The sequence below is a fragment of the Rhizobium phaseoli genome, from assembly GCF_003985125.1.
Taxonomy (GTDB): Bacteria; Pseudomonadota; Alphaproteobacteria; order Rhizobiales; family Rhizobiaceae; genus Rhizobium; species Rhizobium phaseoli.
This window is the reverse complement of record NZ_ML133580.1, coordinates 1-22,466: the sequence shown is the minus strand read 5'-3', so window position 1 is coordinate 22,466 and position 22,466 is coordinate 1. Positions and strand designations below refer to the sequence as shown.

The 22,466-nt window shown below is 55.7% G+C and carries 23 protein-coding genes and 1 pseudogene; 3 read left to right on the top strand and 21 right to left on the bottom strand.

Annotated elements, in window-relative coordinates:
* Positions 1-33 precede the first annotated feature (33 nt).
* The 19 genes from EFD56_RS22605 to EFD56_RS22520 all read right to left on the bottom strand — a co-directional run bounded on the left by EFD56_RS22605 (position 34) and on the right by EFD56_RS22520 (position 18,637).
* Entirely contained in the window at positions 34-1,206 is a 1,173-nt protein-coding gene (locus tag EFD56_RS22605; RefSeq protein ID WP_126906341.1) for a glycosyltransferase family 4 protein, read from the bottom strand.
* On the bottom strand, positions 1,203-2,153 hold the full coding sequence (locus EFD56_RS22600) for an NAD-dependent epimerase/dehydratase family protein (RefSeq protein WP_126906340.1): 951 nt from the start codon (positions 2,151-2,153) through the stop codon (positions 1,203-1,205). The genes EFD56_RS22605 and EFD56_RS22600 overlap by 4 nt, the downstream gene beginning before the upstream one ends.
* Positions 2,154-2,162: 9 nt before the next feature.
* On the bottom strand, positions 2,163-3,005 hold the full coding sequence (locus tag EFD56_RS22595; RefSeq protein WP_126906339.1) for a class I SAM-dependent methyltransferase: 843 nt from the start codon (positions 3,003-3,005) through the stop codon (positions 2,163-2,165).
* Complete coding sequence (locus tag EFD56_RS22590; protein WP_245440634.1) at positions 3,002-3,466, bottom strand: acyltransferase; 465 nt, start codon at positions 3,464-3,466, stop codon at positions 3,002-3,004. The genes EFD56_RS22595 and EFD56_RS22590 overlap by 4 nt, the downstream gene beginning before the upstream one ends.
* Before the next feature lie 124 nt (positions 3,467-3,590).
* Positions 3,591-3,950 (bottom strand): glycosyltransferase family protein, encoded by a 360-nt coding sequence (locus EFD56_RS33230; protein WP_425376309.1) that lies wholly within the window; start codon positions 3,948-3,950, stop codon positions 3,591-3,593.
* On the bottom strand, positions 3,884-4,522 hold the full coding sequence (locus tag EFD56_RS22585) for a hypothetical protein (RefSeq protein WP_225881619.1): 639 nt from the start codon (positions 4,520-4,522) through the stop codon (positions 3,884-3,886). Before EFD56_RS22585 ends, EFD56_RS33230 begins: the two co-directional genes overlap by 67 nt.
* Before the next feature lie 8 nt (positions 4,523-4,530).
* Positions 4,531-5,889, bottom strand: a complete 1,359-nt coding sequence (locus tag EFD56_RS22580; protein WP_126906338.1) for an oligosaccharide repeat unit polymerase — start codon at positions 5,887-5,889, stop codon at positions 4,531-4,533.
* Positions 5,879-7,039, bottom strand: a complete 1,161-nt coding sequence (locus EFD56_RS22575; RefSeq protein WP_126906337.1) for an N-acetyl sugar amidotransferase — start codon at positions 7,037-7,039, stop codon at positions 5,879-5,881. The genes EFD56_RS22580 and EFD56_RS22575 overlap by 11 nt, the downstream gene beginning before the upstream one ends.
* Positions 7,032-7,787 (bottom strand): HisA/HisF-related TIM barrel protein, encoded by a 756-nt coding sequence (locus EFD56_RS22570; RefSeq protein WP_225881618.1) that lies wholly within the window; start codon positions 7,785-7,787, stop codon positions 7,032-7,034. Before EFD56_RS22570 ends, EFD56_RS22575 begins: the two co-directional genes overlap by 8 nt.
* Entirely contained in the window at positions 7,787-8,398 is a 612-nt protein-coding gene (gene hisH, locus EFD56_RS22565; RefSeq protein WP_126906335.1) for an imidazole glycerol phosphate synthase subunit HisH, read from the bottom strand. The genes EFD56_RS22570 and hisH overlap by 1 nt, the downstream gene beginning before the upstream one ends.
* Positions 8,399-9,994 (bottom strand): lipopolysaccharide biosynthesis protein, encoded by a 1,596-nt coding sequence (locus EFD56_RS22560; protein ID WP_126906334.1) that lies wholly within the window; start codon positions 9,992-9,994, stop codon positions 8,399-8,401.
* Complete coding sequence (locus tag EFD56_RS22555; protein WP_126906333.1) at positions 9,991-11,094, bottom strand: DegT/DnrJ/EryC1/StrS family aminotransferase; 1,104 nt, start codon at positions 11,092-11,094, stop codon at positions 9,991-9,993. Before EFD56_RS22555 ends, EFD56_RS22560 begins: the two co-directional genes overlap by 4 nt.
* Before the next feature lie 215 nt (positions 11,095-11,309).
* Complete coding sequence (locus EFD56_RS22550; RefSeq protein ID WP_039618020.1) at positions 11,310-11,795, bottom strand: acyltransferase; 486 nt, start codon at positions 11,793-11,795, stop codon at positions 11,310-11,312.
* The gene (locus EFD56_RS22545; RefSeq protein ID WP_126906332.1) at positions 11,792-12,856 is read right to left on the bottom strand and encodes a Gfo/Idh/MocA family protein; all 1,065 of its coding nucleotides are present in this window, start codon (positions 12,854-12,856) and stop codon (positions 11,792-11,794) included. The genes EFD56_RS22550 and EFD56_RS22545 overlap by 4 nt, the downstream gene beginning before the upstream one ends.
* A gap of 573 nt (positions 12,857-13,429) precedes the next feature.
* Complete coding sequence (locus EFD56_RS22540; RefSeq protein WP_126906331.1) at positions 13,430-14,140, bottom strand: hypothetical protein; 711 nt, start codon at positions 14,138-14,140, stop codon at positions 13,430-13,432.
* A gap of 1,165 nt (positions 14,141-15,305) precedes the next feature.
* On the bottom strand, positions 15,306-16,388 hold the full coding sequence (locus EFD56_RS22535; protein ID WP_164736856.1) for a Kelch repeat-containing protein: 1,083 nt from the start codon (positions 16,386-16,388) through the stop codon (positions 15,306-15,308).
* 262 nt (positions 16,389-16,650) lie between these two features.
* Positions 16,651-17,454, bottom strand: coding sequence for an anti-sigma factor family protein (locus tag EFD56_RS22530; protein ID WP_126906329.1), 804 nt, complete (start codon positions 17,452-17,454; stop codon positions 16,651-16,653).
* Entirely contained in the window at positions 17,451-18,056 is a 606-nt protein-coding gene (locus EFD56_RS22525) for an RNA polymerase sigma factor (protein WP_126906383.1), read from the bottom strand. The genes EFD56_RS22530 and EFD56_RS22525 overlap by 4 nt, the downstream gene beginning before the upstream one ends.
* A gap of 44 nt (positions 18,057-18,100) precedes the next feature.
* Complete coding sequence (locus EFD56_RS22520; protein WP_004676189.1) at positions 18,101-18,637, bottom strand: tetratricopeptide repeat protein; 537 nt, start codon at positions 18,635-18,637, stop codon at positions 18,101-18,103.
* A 168-nt stretch (positions 18,638-18,805) separates the two neighbouring features.
* Between EFD56_RS22520 and EFD56_RS22515 the strand changes: the two genes are divergently transcribed.
* The 3 genes from EFD56_RS22515 to EFD56_RS22505 all read left to right on the top strand — a co-directional run bounded on the left by EFD56_RS22515 (position 18,806) and on the right by EFD56_RS22505 (position 21,679).
* The gene (locus tag EFD56_RS22515; protein WP_126906328.1) at positions 18,806-19,858 is read left to right on the top strand and encodes a type III polyketide synthase; all 1,053 of its coding nucleotides are present in this window, start codon (positions 18,806-18,808) and stop codon (positions 19,856-19,858) included.
* Entirely contained in the window at positions 19,855-20,358 is a 504-nt protein-coding gene (locus EFD56_RS22510; protein ID WP_126906327.1) for an isoprenylcysteine carboxyl methyltransferase family protein, read from the top strand. Before EFD56_RS22515 ends, EFD56_RS22510 begins: the two co-directional genes overlap by 4 nt.
* Before the next feature lie 73 nt (positions 20,359-20,431).
* Complete coding sequence (locus tag EFD56_RS22505) at positions 20,432-21,679, top strand: NAD(P)/FAD-dependent oxidoreductase (protein ID WP_126906326.1); 1,248 nt, start codon at positions 20,432-20,434, stop codon at positions 21,677-21,679.
* Here the strand turns inward: EFD56_RS22505 and EFD56_RS22500 are convergent.
* Both EFD56_RS22500 and EFD56_RS22495 read right to left on the bottom strand, forming a co-directional pair.
* Positions 21,669-22,208: a gluconokinase gene (locus EFD56_RS22500; RefSeq protein WP_126906325.1), complete on the bottom strand. Its 540-nt coding sequence runs from the start codon at positions 22,206-22,208 to the stop codon at positions 21,669-21,671. The two genes, EFD56_RS22505 and EFD56_RS22500, sit on opposite strands and share 11 nt — an antisense overlap.
* 139 nt (positions 22,209-22,347) lie before the next feature.
* A pseudogene (locus EFD56_RS22495) lies at positions 22,348-22,466 on the bottom strand (IS481 family transposase); the annotation flags it as partial.

Here is a 22,466-nt window from a genome sequence, read left to right as displayed (position 1 = left end):
GGCGAGGTCCCCCCGGCCTTCGTCCGTGGTTTGCTACCGACGTTTGGTGGCAGCCCGTTGAACAAGCGCATGGAAATCAGTGATGAAGCGATTGACGCGTTTATTAGCGATGGCCTGTGCCTTCGCCGCCCGTTCGAACAGAATATCCGGCGAAGACAGATTTGCCGAAGCAAGTGCGTCTGCAAGCGCCTGCGCGTCATGGCGATCGAAAAATACGGCCACTTCGCCCGCCTGTTCCCTATTGACGTCCAAATCCGACAAAATCAACGGTACGCCCCACGACAGGGCCTCTTCGACTGTCGTGCTCCATCCTTCGAAGAGAGATGGATTGAGCAAGGCCATACTAGCGGTTGCGAGCGGAGCAAGATCGCCATATGGGATAAGACCGAGAAGAATGAAGTTTGAGGAGAGACCGGAACTGTCGATAGCAGCCTTCACACGCGGAAAATAAGAGGGGTCGCGCGGATCAGATTGGCTGCCACATGCTACGACAGTAACGTCTTGACCTCGGCGACGGAGGATCGTCAATGCCTCCACGACAAGAAGATGGTTCTTGTGCTGCCAGAACTGGTTGGGAAGGAAGATATACCGCTCAGGCAGTCCATATTTGTCGGCAAGAGCACGAGCAGCCGCAGGAACAATCACTACCTTGGGCGACACCGCAAACCTGACGACGTGTGTGCGCCCCCGGGAGGACGGGTAGAAAACTTCGCACGAGGCGCGCGCGTCTTCACTGCTCAACATGATCTCGCGTTTTCCCAGGACCTGAATTCTAAACCCTATATCGCGTTTCCAATAGCCAAGCTTACTGAAGAGATGAGGGAGGAAGCGGTGCTGGAAATCTGGGATCCAGGCAATAGCGGGGATGCCGAGATTGAAACCAAAAAATTGTGCCACCTCAAATACGACATCTATCTGGTGAGTTCTAAACAGCTTACGCACACGCCAGTCGGCGCCGGTGACAAGACCGGTGAGCAGAGATCTGAAGCTCCTGGATCTGTTAAAGAGCGGGCTACGGACCACCTCAACGCAATTGAGAGCCGTAAATGGAGTTATATCTTCTTCATCGACGTCGGTTCCAAAGAACATTACGGGCGTAAGAGCTCTGCTCTGATCAGCGGACAGCAGCCTAGCGAGATTTATCAGATAGTTATAGCCGCCGGTCCAGTTTTTCCCGCCGATCATCGTAAAGGCAATACGGGTCATGATCTCACACCGGATTCCGAGCGAAACCACCTGACATAGCCTGAGAGGCCTTCCATCAAATCCTTTTGCCACTCGAATCCAAGGGCTGCGAGCTGCTCGGATTGTGCTATCAGGCTTTGAGGATCGCCAGCTCGTGCTTTACCCGAAAATTCAATCTTGGCTTCCAAATTGGTATCGACCGCCCATGCCTGGGCAATACCTTCAGCGATCGCGCGAACATTGGTGCCGCGCCCGGTGCCGATATTGATAACTTTTGGCGAGGGGCTCGCCTCGGTGTGGATAAGCGACAGCGCGCGCGCGACGTCGGTCACCGCCGTCCAGTCTCTAAGCTCGTTGCCACTGCCACCGAGAAGGAGTCGCTCAGGATGAACCTCGAGCTGAGAGCAAACGTCCCAGAGCAATTGCTTGCGTAATCCCTCCCCATAAACTGAAAACAGCCGACCGATCACGACCTTTAACTCGTAACTCTCGCAATAGGAGATGCAGAGAGATTCCATTATATGCTTGTGATGACCATAGGGAGAGAAGGGGTTGGGTTTCGCCGTTTCAGCTATCTGACCTGTGTGCCCTGCCCCGTAAACAGCAGCGCTAGAAACCGCCACTAAGCTGCTTTTAGGGGCCTCCAGTCTCATCCATTCAAGGAGTTCAATGCTCGAGCTGACCGTGCGGTGGAAATCTTCGCGAGGATTTGCGATTGCTGCTCCGACCGATGAGCCCCCCGCAAGATGGTACACAATGTCCACCGTCCCAAACTGCTGTTGAATCAACCGAAGATTGGGGATATCGACCTCGCCGTTATGCCAAGAGACTAGCCCCCAGCGCTGGGCGTGAAGTGGTGACCAGGTACCGTGCCCAAGGCCGAATACGGAGTTCCCGGCAAGTGCAAGCGACTTTGCCAGATATCTTCCGATGAATCCGTGAGCACCTGTGATGAGTATACGAGCCATTTTTTTTCTTTATTGGGGTCGCGTGGCGACGAACGAATATAGCCGGCCCGGCCGCCGATCGAACTTTGCTGCAATATGCGAGAAGATCGTCCAGACTGACCGAGAACTCAAAAGCGCGGGAGCGGCTCTGGCGAAGAACGGCAATCGCATGGCAATCTGCGCCTTCAACTCCGCCCGAGTGTAGGGGGCGAAGTTGATCTCGCTCTCCAGCGGCATAAGGAGCTTGTCCATCTTGAAACCGGCCGAAACAATAGAGTTCTGATACTCCTTCAGAAGAAAGGCGTTTTCCCCTCCATAGAGTTTGTGCAGGGGATGGCGATCCAGAAAGATCGGCAGATCGCGTTCGCTCGATATCACATGTTCGCGAACTGCGATGAAGCGCCCGCCGGGCTTGAGCACTCGAAAGAATTCGCGGCACGCGGCCGACAAATCGGAGGTGTGATGCAGAACGGCTCTGGCAAAGACCACATCGAAGGCATTGTCGGAGAATGGGAGCTTTTCGGAAAACTCCTCGGCGATAGAAATGGGAAGATGAACTTCATTGAAGAGGGCACGAATTGCACCGGCACCCACGAGGTCGCTCGCGTCGGGCTCTAGCGCCGTTACTTCAAAACCTTCCTTTGCCAGAGCATAGCTGGCAATACCACGACCGGCGCCGATATCGATTGCAGTTCCTGGCGCCTGCGGGAGAAATTCGCGAATGGCACCCCATTCGCCGCTCCGCCAATACCGCTCGGCCGCCTGCAGAATCGGATCGTCGTAATAGGCATCGAGCACCAGCTTTTGCTGGTCAGGCTGTTGCCGAAGCCACTGGACGGCTGCTTCCCACGTGTCCAACTTTGTTGCCGTCATAGTTGACCTTCTGTCTCCTTTTGCGTCCGCTTGAGATTCCGAATTATGCGAGCGGGGTTACCGGCGGCGACGGTGTAAGGGGGGACATCGCGCGTGACAACAGCATGGGCTCCAATAACTGCCCCTTCGCCGACTGTCACCCCCTTCAGGATACTCACGCCAAAACCAATCCACACCTTGTTCTGAATAAACACCGGCTTGATGGAAACCCCGGCCCAATCCTTCTTTCCTAAGCCCCAATCGGTCACATCGTTCTTGCGCGATTCCCAGTCGAGAGAATGAGAATCATGATCGATGATTGTCACTCCCCATGAGATGATGACATCGTTTCCAATCGTAATTCCGGAATGGCATACTAAGTGACTGGCACCAATATAGCAGCGATCGCCAATGCTGATGCGGCCGCGGGGATCATCGAAGCTGATATTGCAATTGATGATACAGTTCTCGCCAACCTTCACAGTGCCTCCGCGAATGGATCGCAATGCCAGCCAACGGACATTGCTTCCACTCCCGACGAGAAATTTGCTCCGCTTGCGGCCAACCATCCCGCCGCCATGTTTGCGATCGTGGTCAGGCTAAGCTTCATGCGCTTGCAGCCAGCCGTTGGAAGTTAAGCCATTGGGCACGCTTGCTGTACACGGTTCGTACAGTACGGGTTCCCTCGTTGGCTAACGCCTGAAGGCGCTCCGGTTCCCGAAGCAGATTTACAATTGTCCGCGCCGCGGATTCCGCATCCTCATATGTTATCATGCTGATATTATTGACCATCCCCTCGGGGTAAACACCGGAGTCCGAGACCATTAGCGCACCGCATCCTAGCGTCTCCCAGCATCGCATATTTCCCCTGTCCGTTCCTGCCATATCCACGGCGCCGTTTAGAACAATTTTCGCCTGCGAAATCGCCTCATAAAGCTCGCGTCCGAAAAGAGGGGTACGGGACACTGCGCGAATATTCTTCGGACGTCTGTGCAAAGCACATCGATTGGCCGGTCTCGATTTTCGGCATAGCTATCCATTGCCGGATCATGGGCTGGTGCAAAATATTCCGCGCGCCAGCCAAGCCTCCGATAACCTTCCAATATGGTAGGAAAGATGCAGACGATCAAATCGTAGGCGCCGAAGTCGGTATTGCCGGACGGCGCTGCTCGCCACATGATTGACTTTCGCACGCAGCCAGGAAGTTTGCGGACGAAATCGTTCCCGTATCGCATCGGATCCGAATTATAAAATATCTCGGTGCGGTGATGTTCGATCTGGCTCAGCAAGATCTGCTCCATGTCGGAGATGGCGGGCAAACCATTTTCTACCGCCCAATATCGTTGAAGTATCTCGTCATCGCCGTTCGTAAAGAAGGTGTCCGGAGAGGACTCCATCACCGGGTTCAGTATGTGGCAAGCGCCATAGCGATCCAGAAAAATAGATAATCTGTCTGAAAAACTTCTCGCATCAACTGCGAGTATATCAAGCCGCCGCATATAAGCAGCATATACCCCGGAATTTTGAAAAACGCGCATATTGGATTCTATACCCGTCTGAGCTGGACAAGATGCTCTTGTACACCGTCGTTCTTATCTGGCACCCACTTCAGCGAGCTGGACAGCGCTAGCACTAATGGAACAATCAAAAACAAACCGCCGGTCATCATCGCAGTTTGAAGTGCGGTCGAAAGCATCACGAATATTCCATAGTGGCCGAGAGCCAGCCCCGCAATCGTTGCGACGGTCTTCCCTCGTTTCACTATTAGCTGGATATCTAGCAAGCGGATAAAAAATCCGGCGAATAGCGAAAATAGAAACACACCCACCCAAGAGAAGTCGGCCCAGGCATCGGCGATAAACATAGCTGTCGAGGTGGAACCTTCCATGCCGCGATGGACAGCGCCGACCAGTACATAAGTTGGTTGACTGGGTTGACCGATCAGAGAGCCTACCAGCCAACTGAACTTACTACCCCAACCATAGGGGAGAACACTTGGAATTGCGGCATAATACTCAAGCAAACTTTCGTTTGCGATCATGAATATCCGATAAAATAGAAAATCGAGCGCGTCGCCGACACCATGCAATTCACGAATGGCAACAAGTACCATCGCACCAAACAAAAGAACACAAAGGGAAATAAACTTAATCGCGATCCCCAATGGCAGATCCAAAGATTTGCGAAGATGTTCCACGACTATCAACTGCAGTACAAATATCGCCAATGGCGCCTTGCTCAAAGTCGAGGCCTTGGCCACCATCACGGCAACGATAAAAGCCCACGCGATCGCTGGCAGTTTCATTGACCGCTGTCTTAAAGCTAGAAAACAGCAAAAGGCAGAGAAGGGAAATAGGTTGGAGACGAGGAGATTGAAAAGATAAAAGCGGCTTCCACCCGACTCGCGCCGCATAGCAATCTTCGCGACTTCGCTTGCATCGGAAATGAAGTAGACAATAATTTGGGGGATTTTGTTTTCGGCAATAATAAAGGTGAGAATGATAAAGAAGCCGATGGTCGAGATTATTTTGAGTCGTTGAGCGACACCGCTGGCTATCCGGACAGGCTGAGTGCGCCAGGAATGCAGTGCCGCTAGGATCTGTTGATGGTTAACGCCGAACGCGAAATCCGCTCCTGCTATGCCGATAGTGATGCAAACAAATGAAAGGGCAAGGGAGAGATCCAGTGCGCCGATAGCATCGGTATAGGGAGCAGAGGACAAGATTATCTCAAAAAACTTAGTCTGGATACCCCATATTCGAGTGTAATAGAGATACATGGGCCCATGAAGCGCGAGCATGAGACCTAAAAAAACTGACGAAAGCGTCAGATTGATCCCCACCCTCCAGATGTAGAACGCCACCGACCATGTAACAGCCATGGCAAAGACGAGGCTAGTCGACATCTGCTGCCTCTGCGGCTGCTTTACGTGTCGGCAGGAGTGTCCGTGTCATGTTACGCAGGCGCAAAAGCGCTTTATGAAGCCACAGGCCGTTCGGATAATTGCTGTGCGGTACTGGCGGTGCCTCGATATACGATTGGAGCTCTTCCGGCTTCAATCCCAGTTTTTTGGCCACGAACTTTGTTTCCCTGCGGGCATCCTGAACGGAGATGATGGGCTTTGAAATTTCGCGCAGCGCCTCCTCCCGTGTCATTTGTCCGGCAACAATCAAACTTGAAAGGTGCAGCCGTCTTTTGTCAAAGTTAAATTTTCTCGGAAGATAGATATCCTGGTAGAATTTTGTGAATCTGGATTCACTGTGTTTGCCACCGTAGTCACGCCACCCATATTCGCGCTGAAGCTCAGTGCGCGCCTCTTCCTTATTGTAGTCGATGTAGTTAAGCGGACGGTGAATGGTGAGTTGCCGGCGGACGCGGGTAAGCCAAATATACTCAAGAGGGCTCATGAAGGGATAGGTTGTGAGCTTCAAGGAGCCGAAGCGTTTTTGAATTGCGCTCGCATGCGTTCCGTCAATCGACGGATAGCCAAAGCCGCGGGGTATCACCGATTCTGACGCGAAGTTTACGCCGCTGAGGAAGTGACGAATGCCGAATTTCGCTGCGGTCCTATATAGGGTAGAAAAGAATGCATGATCTTGCGGGATGTCCTGATTGAGGACAGAAGCCTTCAGAAACGCAATCTGTAGATCGCGCATCTCCTGCCACTCGATTACATACGTGTGAAGGTCGAGATCGAGTTTTCGGACAAGAATTTCAATATTGTGGACGGCGGGCTCGGAATTCCAACCGCCGTCAACATGGACCGCCAGAAGACGAAGACCATGCTTTCGGGCGGCGAGATGCGCAAGAAACGCGCTGTCAATTCCACCGCTAAGCCCGACCATCGCATCGTATGGCTTACCTGCGCCTTCTTCCTTCAATGTGGCGATCAATCGCCGCATTCGAATATCGCCTTCCGGGCCAGTCCACCACTCGTGCGGCTTGCGATTCAGCGCATCCCGACAGCAGTTACATTGGCCGTTTGCGTCAAACACGATCGACGGGTTGGAATTATCCATGGCGCAAAATGAGCAAACTCGCGACGCGTTATCCATGAGCACCTTGCTCCGCCTCCTCCAAAATTTCTGGTGCAGGGTAGCTTATAAGGACTGCCCTTAGCCGACCGATAAAGGTGAAGGCGCTCCCCGAGGCCGCGGCGGAAGCGCCGGCATGAAGGCCTTCCTCCATGTGGGCGACGTTTCCGGCGCCACCCAAGGCAACGACCGGAATGCTCAACTTTCGGCTAATCGACTGGATCAACTCAAGATCATACCCGTTGCGCGTGCCGTCGAGAGTTTTCGACTGAAGTATTATTTCGCCAACGCCGGCATCCTGCAGCCTCAGGCAGAATTCTATCGGCTCTTGAATCGCACCGCTTGAAGCGTAGCAGCTCGCCGCCGCACCGCGACCCTCAACGTCGACACAGGCAACCAGAGCCTGGCTGCCCATATCGGCGGCGATCGCTCCCACCAGTTGCGAATTGCGCGCGCCTTGACCGAGTACAAACTTCTCGACGCCGGAGCGGTTAAGTTCCTCGCACTGCTTAAGCTCGGTGATGCCGCCGCCATATGCCAAAGGCATGAAACATTCGGTTGCGAGTTCGCGAACGAAGCCGAGGTCAGGACCTCGCCCCGTACGCGTGGCGTCGATATCGAGAATGCAGATCTCATCGACTTCCTTTTCGTTGAACAGGCGCACAACATTGAAGGGATCGCCGACGTAGGTGCGCTCACTAAACTCTATCGTTTTCACCAGCCGACGCTTCTGATCGACCAGCAGGACGGGTATAAGCCTTTTTCTCATCAAAGCTTCCCGAATGCTTCAAGAACTCGCATCCCGAAGCGGTGGCTTTTTTCAGGATGAAATTGCACCCCGCTGACATTGTTCGAACTCATTGCGCAACATAGCTCCTCGCCGTAGTCGATGACGGCGGTAACGTCATTCGGATCATCGCAATCGACAAAATAGCTGTGGTCGAAATAAAAGCGCTCCCTCCGGTTGGACCTGTCGAACAGAGCGCTTTCTCGGCACGGCCTTATCTCAAGCCAGCCGATATGAGGAACTTTAAGGGATGATTTTGCCGGCAGCCTGATGCGCTTCACATCCGCATTTATCCAGCCGAGTCCCGGTTCCGAGCCTTCCTCGCTGGATCGCGCCAACAGCTGCATACCGAGACATATGCCGAGAACAGGAACCCTCCGAACGCGCACAGCGTGATTCAGTGGATCGACTAATTTTCTGTTTCTCAACGTCGCCATTGCTTTGTCAAACGCACCGACCCCTGGAAGAATGAGCTTCGCAGCACTTTCGATCTCTTTGGGATCACCGCTTGGCCGAGCATCGATCCCCAGATACTCCGCCATATTGGTAATTGCGCCGATATTCCCGACGCCATAGTCTACCACAGTGATCACTTAAAACCCTCTCTTGCGTTTCACAAGATGGTTATTCCATCCAATCAGGCGTCTTTCGGACAAAGCCGTTCTAACGGACCCATAGATACGGTACAAGATAATGCTCCCGGTTTTCGTCGTCATCGCCACGGCTGCGATCGCGGCGGAGACAACGCAGACAGAACAGACATACGCGAAAGCGAGGGACAACCAGCCATTGATCCAGGTGAAATTCAGGCCTAAAGATCCGACAAATATGCAGATGCCAACCAAGATAGGAGCAACTGTACAGGCGAACATTTGCTCCGCGCTGAAAGTGCGAAAGAAGCAATTGCGAGTCACCAAAAGCGCGAGAGGCACTCTTACAAGGCTCGCAGCAAGCAAGCCTGCTCCGGCAGCGTATGGACCGTAAAACCAAATGGAAACAAAAGAAAAAACAACCGTCATCACCGAATACGCAAGTGAGGTATATGCAGCCGGTGCGTTTCTGCCCATTCCCATCGCGTAATACTGGAATACATTCGACCCGCACCCGACGATGCCGCCGAGAATGAGTATCTGGAGCAGATGCGTGCCGCCTGCAGCGGTTTCTTCGCCGACCCAAACCGTCAACAGCGGCCTAGAGAGAACCGCGATTGGCGAGAGTACGATGGCTCCGAAAGCCGAATTGCCCCAGGAGGCGAGCATGAAGAAATCATGCCGCTCCTCTTCGCGGCTGTTCGACATGTTTCCAAATCGAGGAAACAGGACTTCACAGATACGTATGACCGCGATGTAAGCTGCCTCCTGGAGGCGATTGCACACGTTATATTGGCCGACAACGGCAGACGGCGCGAGCGAAGCCAGAACGTAGCGGTCAATCTGGTTGCCAAAGATTCCGGCAAGCTGAGAAAGGCTTTGCCATTTTCCAAAATGAAGCAATGATTTCAGTTCGTCGGCAGACGACGAGATCAATCTGCCGCTCTCACGGAATTCCGAGGATGTAACCCATATCCATCCTGCAGTCGAGAATACAAGACTTCCAGCAAATCCGAGCAAATAGCCATTCAGCACTGGAAATGACCACGTGCATCCCAAGGTCACGATGATGGTTGCGAATGAACTCCACGCTGATGCTTTGGCCACCAATCGAAAATTTTGCTTTCCCACGCAAATACCTTGCAGGACAAACGAGAACTGCTGCGTCACGGTGCCGGTTGCGACAATGAGGAAGGAGACGGTGAGATCCTGTAATGGAAGAGACGCACCGGCGATGCCCGTCATGATCCATGGACCGGCAAGCACGATCCCTAGCCAAGCCACCGCCGAAGCGATCAGGCAGATTTTCAACCCAACGATAGCAATACGGGCGGCGGCATGCTCCTCCCCACGTCCAATCCGCGCGGAAATTTCCCTGACAACGGCCTGCCCGAGCACCGTGCCGATCAGCGTCACGGGAGCTGCGATAGCGATCACTATGCCTGCGCTTCCCAGTGCCTGCAGTCCAATCCAGCGCACGACGAACGGCACCGTGGCAAGATTAGCAATCAGCGTAAAAAGGAAACCCGCAAAATTCCAGCCTGAGTTTCCAAGAAGATTGCTGCGCCTTCCATGGCTCTCCGGGCGTTCGTCACTCACTCAGCGAAACCCCTGATCATATCTGCGACGTACAGGAGTTGAGCTTCTGTCATTTCAGGGAAAATCGGAATTGAAAGAATCTTGGATTGATTTTCAAACGCGTTGGGAAAATCTTCCGGCCGATGCCCAAGGCGTTCGTAAGCCGGCAGGAACGGCAGCGAAATCGGATAGTTGACCACGGTTTGGATGCCGGCATGATTGAGGTGGGCGGCCAGGGCATCGCGCCGCTCGTGCTTGATCACAAACAGGTGATAGACGTGATTTCGCCCGGCTGCCGTTTCGGGCAGTTCCAGACCACCAATATCTTCGAGGGTGCGCACATAGCGTCTCGCCCATTCCTGCCGCTTTGCAGTCCATTCAGGCAGACGCGGCAGCTTCACCGACAGGATCGCGGCCTGCAGTCCGTCGAGGCGGCTATTTATGCCCTCGATCTGGTGGTCGCCCTTTGAAAGGCCGCCATGCCGTGCAAACATTGCCATCCGATTGGCAAGTGATTTGTCCTTGCAGGTAATGGCGCCTGCGTCGCCCATTGCACCAAGGTTCTTTCCCGGGTAGAAAGAATAGGAAGCGACATCCCCGAAACTCCCGACGACCTGCCCATCAATCTCAGCCAGATGGGATTGAGCACAATCCTCTATAACCCAGAGACCGTGCTTCCGGGCGATAGCCATGATCGCAGTCATATCGGCCGGTTGGCCATAGAGATGAACCGGGATGATCCCAACCGTTCTAGGCGTGATCTTCGCTTCGATTTGAACAGGATCGATGGTGTATGTCGAAGCGTCGGTGTCGCAGAAGACAACATGTCCGCCGGCCTGTGAAATGGTCTCGGTAGTTGAAATCCACGAATGGGCAGTCGTAATAACTTCATCCCCGGGTTTGACGCCTAGCGCGCGCATGGCGATGAAGAGCGAATCCGTCCCATTCGCACATGAGATGCAATAAGGGGCGCCGACGGCGGCGGCAAATTCGTCCTCGAACTTCTGAACGAATGGCCCCCTGATAAACGAGGAAGAGCGGATGACTGAAGCAATGGCAGCATCGATCTCCTCCTTTAGCGAAAGATATTGGAGATGAAGATCAGCGAAAGGAACTTTCATGAAACCTGCTCTTGGTAAATTGCGATGATTTCCGTGTGCGCCGGCGCCGCCAGCGCCAACAAAAAACAAAATTCAGCCAAGCATCGGCTCAACGCTGAAACAACCCTTCGAAAGGCTGAGGCCAAACCCCTTCCCACGGGGGCTGACGGCGAGAAGCTGCAAAGCCTGGGCATGTACCGACGTTGTCCACTAACGACGATCTTCCTGGGACAAACCTAAACCTCATTCCTTGCCGAACGAGGTAAAGGCCGGGCGGGGTTGCCGGCATAGGTGCCAGAAATGGTGATATCCCGGGTTACAACCGCGCCTGCGCCGATGACGACATCGTCGCATATGCGAACTGCCAGGACCGTAGCGTTTGAGCCGATCGAAACTCGGTTGCCGATCCGGGTCTCCTTCCAGAGCGCGCGATTTCCCCGCGCAGGCCCACCTCCCGAAAAAAGGTCGTTCACAAAAACAACCCCGTGTCCGATGAAACAATCCTCACCAATCTCCACAAGTTCGCATATGAAACTGTGTGACTGTATCTTTGTGCGCGGCCCGATCTTCACGCCCTTCTGGATTTCGACGAACGGACCGACGAAACAATCATCCGCAAGTTCGCATTCATAGACATTGGCGGGCTCAACTATTTTCACCCGAGCGCCGCAAACGACGTCTCTGACCTGCGCCTTCCACAGCGTGGGGGAGCCGTCGGTCACTGGGAGGATCGTCCCAGTTTCGAATGTTTCACTTCCAAAGGCAATTTCACTTCCTGATTGGAAGCGATTGATTCGTAAAGTGCGGAGATCAGCTCAAGACTCTGACGTCCCTCATGACCATCCACGATGGCTTTTGTATCGTTCATTAGGCAATCGACGACGTGTTCGTAATAAGCCTGATGACCAAAACCATAAACGTTCGGAGGATTAACAGAGTACCTCTCCATAACTTGCGCATCGTCCAAGTCATGGTCGCCGAACTGCCAGGTGCGGATCTTGTTCACCGCAAAGCCCGCAATCTCAACAGAGCCCCCAGCTCCAAGTATCGAAATCGATCCTTCAATGTCCTTGGGTCGCGTTGCTGCGGTGGCTTCTATAATGCCGAGAGCACCGTTGCGGAACTTCAGTGTGGCTACGGCAGTGTCTTCCGCCTCGATATCCACCAACGCTGTCGCCGCGCGCGCGTGAACACTTTCGACATCACCCATGAACCAAGTTAACATGTCGATATGATGACTTGCCTGATTGGCAAGAACTCCGCCGTCATATTGCCAGGTACCGCGCCAGTTATCCTGATCATAGTAACTCTGATCGCGGCACCATCGTACCCTAACCGTCCCGAGCACGAGCTTTCCGAAGCGGCCCGCATCAAGAGCTTCGCGCGCTTTCAGGACTGGCACGTTAAACCGGTTTTGTTTGACGACAAAAAGGCGAATGTTGTTGTCATCACACGCCTTGATCATCGCTTCAGCATCGGCCAAAGTCAGCGCCATTGGCTTTTCAACCACGATGTGCCGTTTATATTTTGCAGCAGTTATGACGTGCTCTGCATGCATGCCACTTGGCGTCAATATCGATACGACATCGGCGTCAGTGTTCTGGAGCATTTCGTCGATGGACTGATAGTGAGGAACACCGAACCTTTCTCCGAACTCCTTTGCCCTTTCTTCCACTACGTCACAAACTGCGCCTAGCGACGCCCCGGTTATCTGTGACAAGCCCAACAGTTCGGAATGTCTTTTAGCAATGCGTCCGCACCCAACAATAGCGAATTTTATCAAGAGCTTCTCCCCGCGCGACAGTATCCGCCGCCCAAAATCATTCGGCGGTTCACATTGACATCGAAGTCATGCCGTTTATGCAAAGCGGGTTTTTGCGCTTGCGCTAAGTCATGCATAACCATTTCCCGGCACACCTCTTTTGCAAAATTCTTGAGAGCCCAAGCAGTTGCCTGAGCTAGCCGGACACCCTTCCGCGATCAAGCCTCGTTCAACGGTCGAACCCACCATACCAGTATGGCCAGCAATGATTTTTTTTGGAAGACTTCTCATGTTTGCTTGTGCACCCGTGGAATGACCGGAGGCACCCGGTTTTATCGGCGACCGCACAATTGCCATGTGGGACTCGCGCTGACAGGAATGATTAGGCCTCATTGGGTGTTCTCGCCACAAAAGTCAATCTTCATCAATGGCAGTAAACGCACCTCCTGTTAGTTTTCCAAACTCACCCACCCCTCCGGGGGGGCATGCTGGAGTTAGCCATTTTCGCCCAGGTTCGGCATTCGATCTCAACGATGGAGGGGGTCTCAATACAGGTGATGTCTGCAAAGCTGACACGGATTGGAATTGAAAGCGCTAGTTTACATGGGATGGTATTTTTGCGGCTCTCTTTTGATGAACTCTCGAAAGTCGCAACCGTGCGATGAGGTGAGCCGCCCCAATCGACGTGACGAAAAAGTATAACGGAAGCAATGGTACTGAATAGCGTGGATTTCCAACCGGAAACGCATACGCGACAGCAAAGGCTGGCGCCAACGAACAGAGTAGCAATATTGTTACTTCCTTCGCTTGTACCGTCAAAAATGCAGCAGCCAGCAAAGCAAACAGGAGCCAAAGGTCGGGCGGAACAACACCTAAACCAATTGGATCACGCAGCCTCTCTCGGAAGATCGAAATATACGGATTGAACGCTGCATAGATCTTAGCGTTTGATAAAACCGCAAACGGAAAAACCGCCGCATCTGAGGCTGCTTGCGGCCCAAAAAAACGGTCGAATGTAGACCGATAGTCCTCCGATGATGCCCAGCTTTGCCAACGATAATAGCCGTAAAGATGATCGAGAAAATTCCTGGGAGAGTATCCCGGAAAGACTTCATGTGTTTGCGGAACTATCGCAGACGGCAGGATCGCTCCGATTGACGCCATCGCATACAGAAGCCGGTTCAATTGAACCCTCGCCCCGTCCGAGCGTAGCGCACTGGCGAGTTCCTCTGCCTTTTCGTTGATCTCGCTGTTGGAGTGTCCTTCAGCTCTCCACTTTTCAGCGATTAATAGCGCGTCGGACATTGTGATACCGCTATGCGTCAAAGTATCCGGAAACCCTGCCGCGTTAAGGAGCGTATTCACTGTCGACGAGGGGTGTGGATTAGCCTGCGACGCCGATATTAGAAGGTTGATACCGCCAGCTGGAAGAAAAAATTGCCCGTCCTGCAGATATCTGTATGCCGGAAACGCTAGGACCGAGCTAGCCGACACAGCGAAAAGGACAACCATCCATCTAGAAATAAGAAATGCCCGGGAAATAAGTGCGTAGAATAACATTAACGCGACTATAGCTCCCCAGTAACTTCTAAACTGGGTCACGCACGCGATCACTAAAAGCGCCCCAACAATACAACTACTGACAGACCTATTCCTCCGCGCTATCCTTAAACAACACGAAAAACCAATCAGAACGAAAGATGAAGTGCACGATTCGGTCAGAAGTGAATTATGAAATGCCTGATACGCTGGCAGTAGCAGGAGTAATAGGACGAAAATTATGTGCACGGGCGATGGCCAAAGGCGATAAACCGTCCGAAATGCGAAAATTAGCGCCCCTGCGGCCACCATGTGCTGGAATATCGCGAGCGCCGGCCATTGCCAGGAGACCGGCAACTCGCTGAGCAACAGCCAGGCTCCCGGCACGCCAGGCCCGAGATGGCTAAATATCCATTGACCTGTTGTTTGGTAAAACAGCTGCAACCCGCTAGGCGAAGACATGGCAGTGGCCAATGATATATAGTCGCGTGAATCGATCCAATACGTCGCCCCGAAGACCGCTAAGGCATAGGCATGGATACAGATAATGAGAGGGTAAGTGAACAACTCAACCCGCGACAGTCGGTCCATCTTAATTGTTAGCCGCTTATCATTCGGTTCTGCGAGAACATTCATGCCTCTACCTTCTGGAATTGCCTTACAGACCAATTCCAGGCTCTGCGGCAGCAACTTCTTGAACTCGATCGATCGAACTGGGGCGGCTCAAAATTCGATCGAATTTCTCTGGTTTTCCGAATACACGTAGCGAGCCAACTCAAGCAATGATTTTCGGAGTTGTTGAGATCATATTCATCGCGCCGAGAAGCAGCTCCAGTTGATTCCCATCGACTACCCACGGTAGATACAACCTCCACCGCGGATCTGCGAGGGTTTGATGCATCAGGTTGGTCTTTAGTCACCACTATCGGGGCTAGTCTGCCCTGCCATCCGTCCGCCCGTTCACAAAAGGCAGCACCTGATGGACGAGGCGATCGAATTTCAACCATAACGGAGGAACTTTCAGCTCCCACACCTCATTTGTGATTGGGTCGGCATGCCCAGCAGCGATGATTATCTTATCGCCCACAACATAAGTCGATTGTTCATGCCTTGGTCGCCAGCTGTCAGATAAAGGCAATCGCGTCCAATCAATGCCGTTGTCCGTGAACCAAATTCCGCCGACGTTAAGCGTGTCTTTGCTCCAGCCACCAATGACCCAGATGCGGTCTTGGTACTCTGATACCGAGAACCAGATCCGTCCGCTCCACGGTGCATTGGATACTTTTTTCCAATTGATACCATCTTCAGAGTTCCAAACGTCGTTGAAGGCGATGTAGTCTGGATGATATGATCCGCCGCCAAAAACCCATAGTTTTCCGTGATAGGCGACGGCTGCGTGATACGCGCGTGGCTGCCATGCTGCGTGTTCTGTCACTTTAGTCCAATTGATACCATCGCTGGAGTTCCACACGTCGTTCTTAAGGGTCTGCTTGCCATCAACCCACTCAAGCCCCCCGAGGATCCACAACTTGCCATTTAGCATCACAATTGGCGTAGCTGTTCTTGGGCTCCATGAAGCCGCTGCTTGCACGTTGTTCCAGTGAATCCCGTCATCGGAGTTCCACACGGAATTGGTGGCAGGATGATCTGGATCCGAGAGTGTGGTCCCACCCATGACCCACATTCGATCCTTGAACACGATCGTCATTGGCAAGTCGGTATAATGGAAAGGTAGCTCCGGCTGGACTAGATCCCACTTGACGCCATCCGTTGAGTTCCAGACATCCCTAAGCAGCTCTGTCGGCTTTGTTTTCCAGCCACCTAACAGCCAAAGCTTATCTTGATACACGAATTCTCCAGCGGAGTCGCGCGGTTGCCAACGAGCGACAGCTATCCGCTTCAAACTGGGTGCGGGAAACCCCGGTGCTCCACTGTAAATCCATCCGACAACAAGACAAAAAGCGGCCAATGGCAATACGCAGAAAAACAAAAGCCGTTTAACGTTTAAATTCATGATTTCATCCCGTATTGCCGAGTGGAGAGGCGCTTGTACAAGCACCCCCATGCGCACAATCGCCGATTGTCAAAAATTGCTCAAAGCCGCAAGCAATGGCACGGGCCGGTGCGAGGTGCTTGTGTTGGTGATTTTTTCTGCGGACCAGCCAAATTAAGTTTCATCACAGGGCTCGATCCCACCAGCGACGAGGGGCAGAGCGGAAATTTTGATCACCTCAATTGCCGGAAAAAATGGTCCAGTTCAATCCCTTGCTTCGTCCTCAAAACTGCAGCCTCGCGCGCACCCCATCCGCAATCGCCGCCATCCTGTCGGCCGGCGCATGGCCGATCAGCATGAAGGCGTGTCTCCCGTTCGACCAGTAGACGACGTTCATGCCTTGGCGGCTTTCGAGGTCCGGCGCTTTGGGGCCGGCATCGGACCGAACGATGCAAAGGGCCATCGGCCCGGTTTCAGGGTCCAGATAGGCGATCTGGGCGAGCGGCTTGCCGTCATATTGCAACAGCAGGGCGCGTTTGAAATCGACGCCCGGAAGCGAGACGGCTTCGGGAGAGAGTGACAGGCCGAGTTTATCGTCGAGGGGGACGAGCTGGGCGGCCTGAGACTCCCTGGCCGGCGTCGGGCCGGCCAGGGTTTCCTCGGTATAAAGCGAGATATAGTCAGCGACCACGGCGCGCCATTCGCTGTTTTCATCCCTTGCCGAAAAGCCTCCGCCGAGGCCGAGGACGGTGCGATCGATGGCGATGCCGGCGACGAGCGAAGCAGCAAGCGCGCCGAGGAAGCGGCGGCGGGTCGCGAAGGCGGGCACGGCAGCAGATTTTGCGCTATCACGTGCCGGCATAGCGGCGAGCATCGCCTCCAGCCTCTCGCGCGGGGCTTCCCGGAGCAGCGGGGCAAAGGCCTGCTCGAACGGCAGGCTGGCGCGCGCCAGGAACTCCAGCCGTTCGGCGACGCTCTCGTCCTGCTTCGCAACGGCCTCGATCCGGGCTGCCTCTTCGGCCGTCAGTTCCCCGTCGATGAATGCGGTCAGTTCCTCGTCGGAGGGAATGGTGTATTTCGTAATCATTGCCGTACCCCTTCCGTACCGTCGCCGGAGAGCCTGGCGCGGGCCGCCGCCAGCCGGCTCATCACGGTCCCGATCGGAATATCCAGTATGCCCGCAACCTCGCGATATGAAAGCCCTTCGACATAGGCGAGGAAAACCACCGTTCTCTGCGCCTCGGGCAGCGCACTCACGCGTCTCAGCACCTGGCTCGCCATCACCTGCGTTTCGGTCGCATGCGCCCCGTCGAAGGTCAGCGCCTCGCTGGCGTCGACGAAACCCTGGCCCTGGCGCACCCGGCGGGAGCGGATTTCGTTCAGCCAGATCGAATGCAGGATCGAAAACAGCCAGCGGTCGAGCCGAGTGCCGGGGACGAATTGATCGGCGCGCTCCAGCGCGCGCAAGCAGGTCGCCTGCACCAGGTCATCGGCGACATCGCGCTGATGCGAGAGAACGAGACCATAACGCCAGAGCCTTGCCAGATTTTCGGTCAGGCCGCTCCTGATATCCGCTGCGCTGGCGATGGCCGCCTCCGACGATCCTGCATTTTTCGGAACCGCCGGGTGAACCGGCGATTCCGTTCTCGCGCGACTATAGGCAGGAAATGAGGTAAGCGCGACCGACATTCTCATCTGCCTTTCCGGTTCCATCTTCCCGCCCATGCCGGCAATCAGATCTTCGACGGATCGAGGATGGCTGCGTTCAGATCCTGATATTCCTCGCACCCTGTGCCGCAGATCGCCTTTATGGTCGTCAGCTGCTCCTTGGCGAGATCGAGCCGGCCCTTGATGACATAGGCTTCGCCGAGATATTCGCGGACCTTGGCGTATTGCGGATCCATCTTCACCGATTGAAGGTAATAGGAAATGCCTTCGTCGGTGCGGCCGAGTTTGCGGGTGGCGTAGCCGCGGTAATTCAGCACTTCGGCGCTGTTCTGGTCCTTGACCGTGTCGAGCATGGCAAGCGCCTCCTCATAACGGCCGGCCTTGGCCAGCGAATAGGCATAATCGGTGCGGTTCTCGTCCGAGACGTTGGCGCTCTGCTGCTTGACGCATTTCTTGGTCTTCTGGTCGTAGATCTCGCCCTTCTTGCAGGTCGGCATCGTGCTGTTGTCATTGCCGACCGCAAAGACCGGGCCGGAGAAGAGGGAAGCGGCAAGGCAGCCGCCGAGAAGGATGGAAGCAAAACGGGCTGTCATGATCGTCATGGGAAAACTCCTGGAAAGTGACGTTGCGAGGAGAAAACACCGCTGCCCGGGCTTTATTCACCAGGCTTCCTATTTTCTCCATCACGGCTTCGTGAAGCCACCGGGGCCGAATAAATCATCGGGACCGGGTGTTCTCAGCGTTGCGCCGGGAACGACAAGGAGAATTCTGTGACAGATAGCGTAAAACTGGTCAGCCTCGCCGTAGCCGCACCCGAACATGTCATTTTCCAGCAACAGGCGCTCGAAGCCTCCGCCCGGCTGTTTGCCGACCGCTTCGAGGATTTCCGGCATCTTGCCCGCGTCTTCGACAGCGCCGGCATCCAAAAGCGCCATGCTGCGCGGCCGCTTGCCTGGTTCGACGAGCCGCATGGCTGGCAGGATCGGATGGAGGCCTATGCGGAGGTGGCGAGCAAGCTCTTTGTCGAAGCCGCCAGGTCGGCCCTTCATCAGGCGGGGCTCCAGGCCGGCGACGTCGACTGCGTCGTCACGGTCTCGTCCACCGGTTTTACGACGCCGAGCCTCGATGCGCAGATGGCCCGCCGGATGGGTTTCAGGGCCGATATCGAGCGGGTGCCGGTGTTCGGGCTCGGCTGTGCCGCCGGTGTGTCGGGCTTTGCGATCGCCTCACGGCTGGCAAGAAGCCGGCCGGGCGCCGTCGTGCTCTTCGTATCGATCGAGCTCTGTACGCTGGCCTTCCGCCTCGACGAGCTGACGCGGCCGAACATCATCGCAACGGCGCTTTTCGGCGACGGCGCCGCCGCCTGTGTGCTGCGATCTGGCGATGGCGGGCTGGCAGAAGTGGAATCGACCGGCGAACATCTCTTTCCCGACACCCTTGATATCATGGGCTGGAAGATCGACGACGGCGGCTTCGGCATCGTGCTGGCGCAATCACTGCCGCCCTTTGCCGAGCAGGAGCTCGGCCCGGCGGTGACGGCCATTCTGGCGCGCAACGGGCTGACACCCGACGATATCGACCGCTTCATCTGCCACCCCGGCGGCACGAAAGTGCTGGCGGCGATGGAGAGTGCGCTGTCGCTGACGCCTGGCGCTCTCGATCACGAGCGTGGCGTGCTTGCCGACTACGGCAATATGTCGTCGCCGACCATTCTGTTCGTGCTGGAGCGGGCGATCCGCGCCGGATTGCCGGAGCGCGCCGCGATGATCGCCATGGGGCCGGGTTTTTCGGCGAGCTGCGTGACGCTGAGGAGAATTTCATGATCTGGGCGTCAATCGCGCTGCTCACCTTCGTGACGCTGCAGCGGCTTGGCGAACTCGTGCTTGCCCGGCGCAACACCGCCGCCCTTCTTGCCCGAGGCGCCAGGGAAGTGGCGCCGGAGCACTATCCCGCCATGGTGGCGCTGCATGCCGGCTGGCTCATCGGCCTCTGGCTGCTGGCGCCGGGCAGGCCGGTCGATCTCTTCTGGTTGGCGGTGTTCATGGGGCTGCAGGCCCTGCGGCTCTGGGTGCTGGCAACCTTGAAAGACCGCTGGACGACACGCATCATCATCCTGCCCGGCGTACCGCTCGTCACATCGGGCCCCTATCGCTTCCTCCGGCACCCGAACTACGCGATCGTTGTCGGCGAGATCGCCGCCCTGCCGCTGACCTTCGGCCTCCCCCTTTACGCGATCGGCTTTTCGCTGCTCAACGCCTGCATGCTCTCTATTCGCTTGAAAGCCGAAAATGCCGCACTGAAAAGCGCAATGATTTTGAAATGAATGCGATTTTTCGTTTGCGCCGCCGTATCGGCGGGAGCATTTTCATCCCGATAACAAAGCGGAATGCAGGGGAATGACCAAGAACGCGATCGTGCTCGGCGCCGGTATCGTTGGCGTGTCGGCGGCCATCCATCTCCAGCGGCGCGGCCGGCAGGTGACACTGATCGACCGCAAGGATCCGGGCAGCGAAACATCCTTCGGCAATGCCGGGCTGATCCAGCGCGAAGGTGTCGCGCCCTATGGCTTTCCGCAGCAGCTCGGCCTCTTGCTGCGTTATGCTTTGAATAAACGCATCGATGCGCATTACCATCTCAACACGCTGCCGAGCCAGCTCGCCTTTCTCGCCCGCTACTGGTGGAATTCCAATGCCCGGCGGCATGCGCTAATCACCCGGGCCTATGCGCCGCTGATCCAACATTCGATTGCCGAGCACAAGGATCTGGTCGAGGCGTCGGAGGCGCAAGCGCTGATCCGCAGGAATGGCTGGGTGAAAATCCTCCGCACCGAAGCCAAACGTGACGAGGCTCTGGCGGAGGCCGCACTCTGGCAGAATGAATTCGGGGTGGCCTATGACAGCCTGACCTCGGCCGATATTGCCCGCATGGAGCCCGACATGACAGGCGATTTTGCCGGCGGCATCCATTGGCGCGATCCCTGGTCGGTGCTCGACCCGCATGCGCTGACCTCAGCCTATCGCGGCTATTTCGAAAGCCTCGGCGGCCGCTTCGTCACAGGCGACGCCGCCTCATTCGGTCCGTTCGGCTCGGGCTGGAAGATCATGACTGCAGAAGGCCCGCTCGAAGCCGACGATGCGGTGATCGCGCTCGGTCCCTGGGCAGCGCTCGCAACGCGCCGGCTCGGCTATTCCTTTCCGCTCTGCATCAAGCGCGGCTATCACATGCATTATGCCGCCAAGGGCGATGCCGTGCTCAACAACTGGATGCTCGATGCCGAACGCGGCTATCTCCTGGCGCCGATGCGCCGCGGCATCCGGCTGACGACGGGAGCGGAGTTCGCAACGCTCGACGCGCCGAAGACGCCGGTCCAGCTCGACCGAGCCGAAGCCGTGGCCCGCACGATCTTCCCGCTCGGCGCCAGACTCGATCCCGAACCGTGGATGGGCGCACGCCCCTGCACGCCCGACATGATGCCCGTTATCGGCAAGGCGCCGCGCCATCAGGGCTTGTGGTTTGCCTTCGGCCACGCCCATCACGGGCTGACGCTCGGGCCGGTGACCGGCCGGGTGCTCGCCGAGCTCATCACCGGCGAAAAACCATTTATCGATATTACGGCCTATTCGCCCGAGCGTTTCAACCCGTGACGCCGAGCAAGGCAAGACCCTTGAGCGCCGTTGCCGCGATGCCGTCGATCGTATCGTCGATGTCGACGGTGACGACACCCGCCTCGCCTGTCGGCACCTCCAGCGTCGCCAGTTGGCTTTCGAGCAGCGAGACCGGCATGAAATGGCCCTTGCGCTCGCCCATTCGTTTGGTCAGCAAGGCTTTGGAGCCTTCAAGGTAAACGAAGAACAGATTGCCGCCGGCGGCAGCCCGCAGCCTGTCGCGATAGATGCGCTTCAGCGCCGAGCAGGAGACGATGATGCCGTCGCCTTGTGCAAGCGAGTCCTTGATGTCTTCGCCGATGCGGTCGAGCCAGGGCATCCGGTCCTCGTCGGTCAGCGGAATGCCCTTCGACATTTTCTCGACATTGGCGGCCGGATGCAGCGCATCGCCTTCGATAAAGGCCAGGTGCAGGGCTGCCGCCAGCCTCTCGCCGACGGAGGACTTGCCGCAGCCGCTGACCCCCATGACGATGATCGCATGGGGCTTGTTCAACCGCTCTTCCGGCATGATCCCTCCGAGGGTTCGACTTTCAGCGTAGAACGGGATGATTTTAGGCCCGGTCGGCCTAAAATCTGAATCCTGTTCTAAATTAAAGAGTTAGAGCATGATGTCGTCCGAAACCGCTCACACTTTTCGGCATCATGCTCTAGATGTGGAGCCTCAACAGGTTGTCCTTGATCAGGCCGAGTCTACTGACGGGCGGTTTGGATTGTAGGCTGCCGTGCGGGCGATGCCAATTGTAACGGTGGAGCCAGAGCGGCAGGT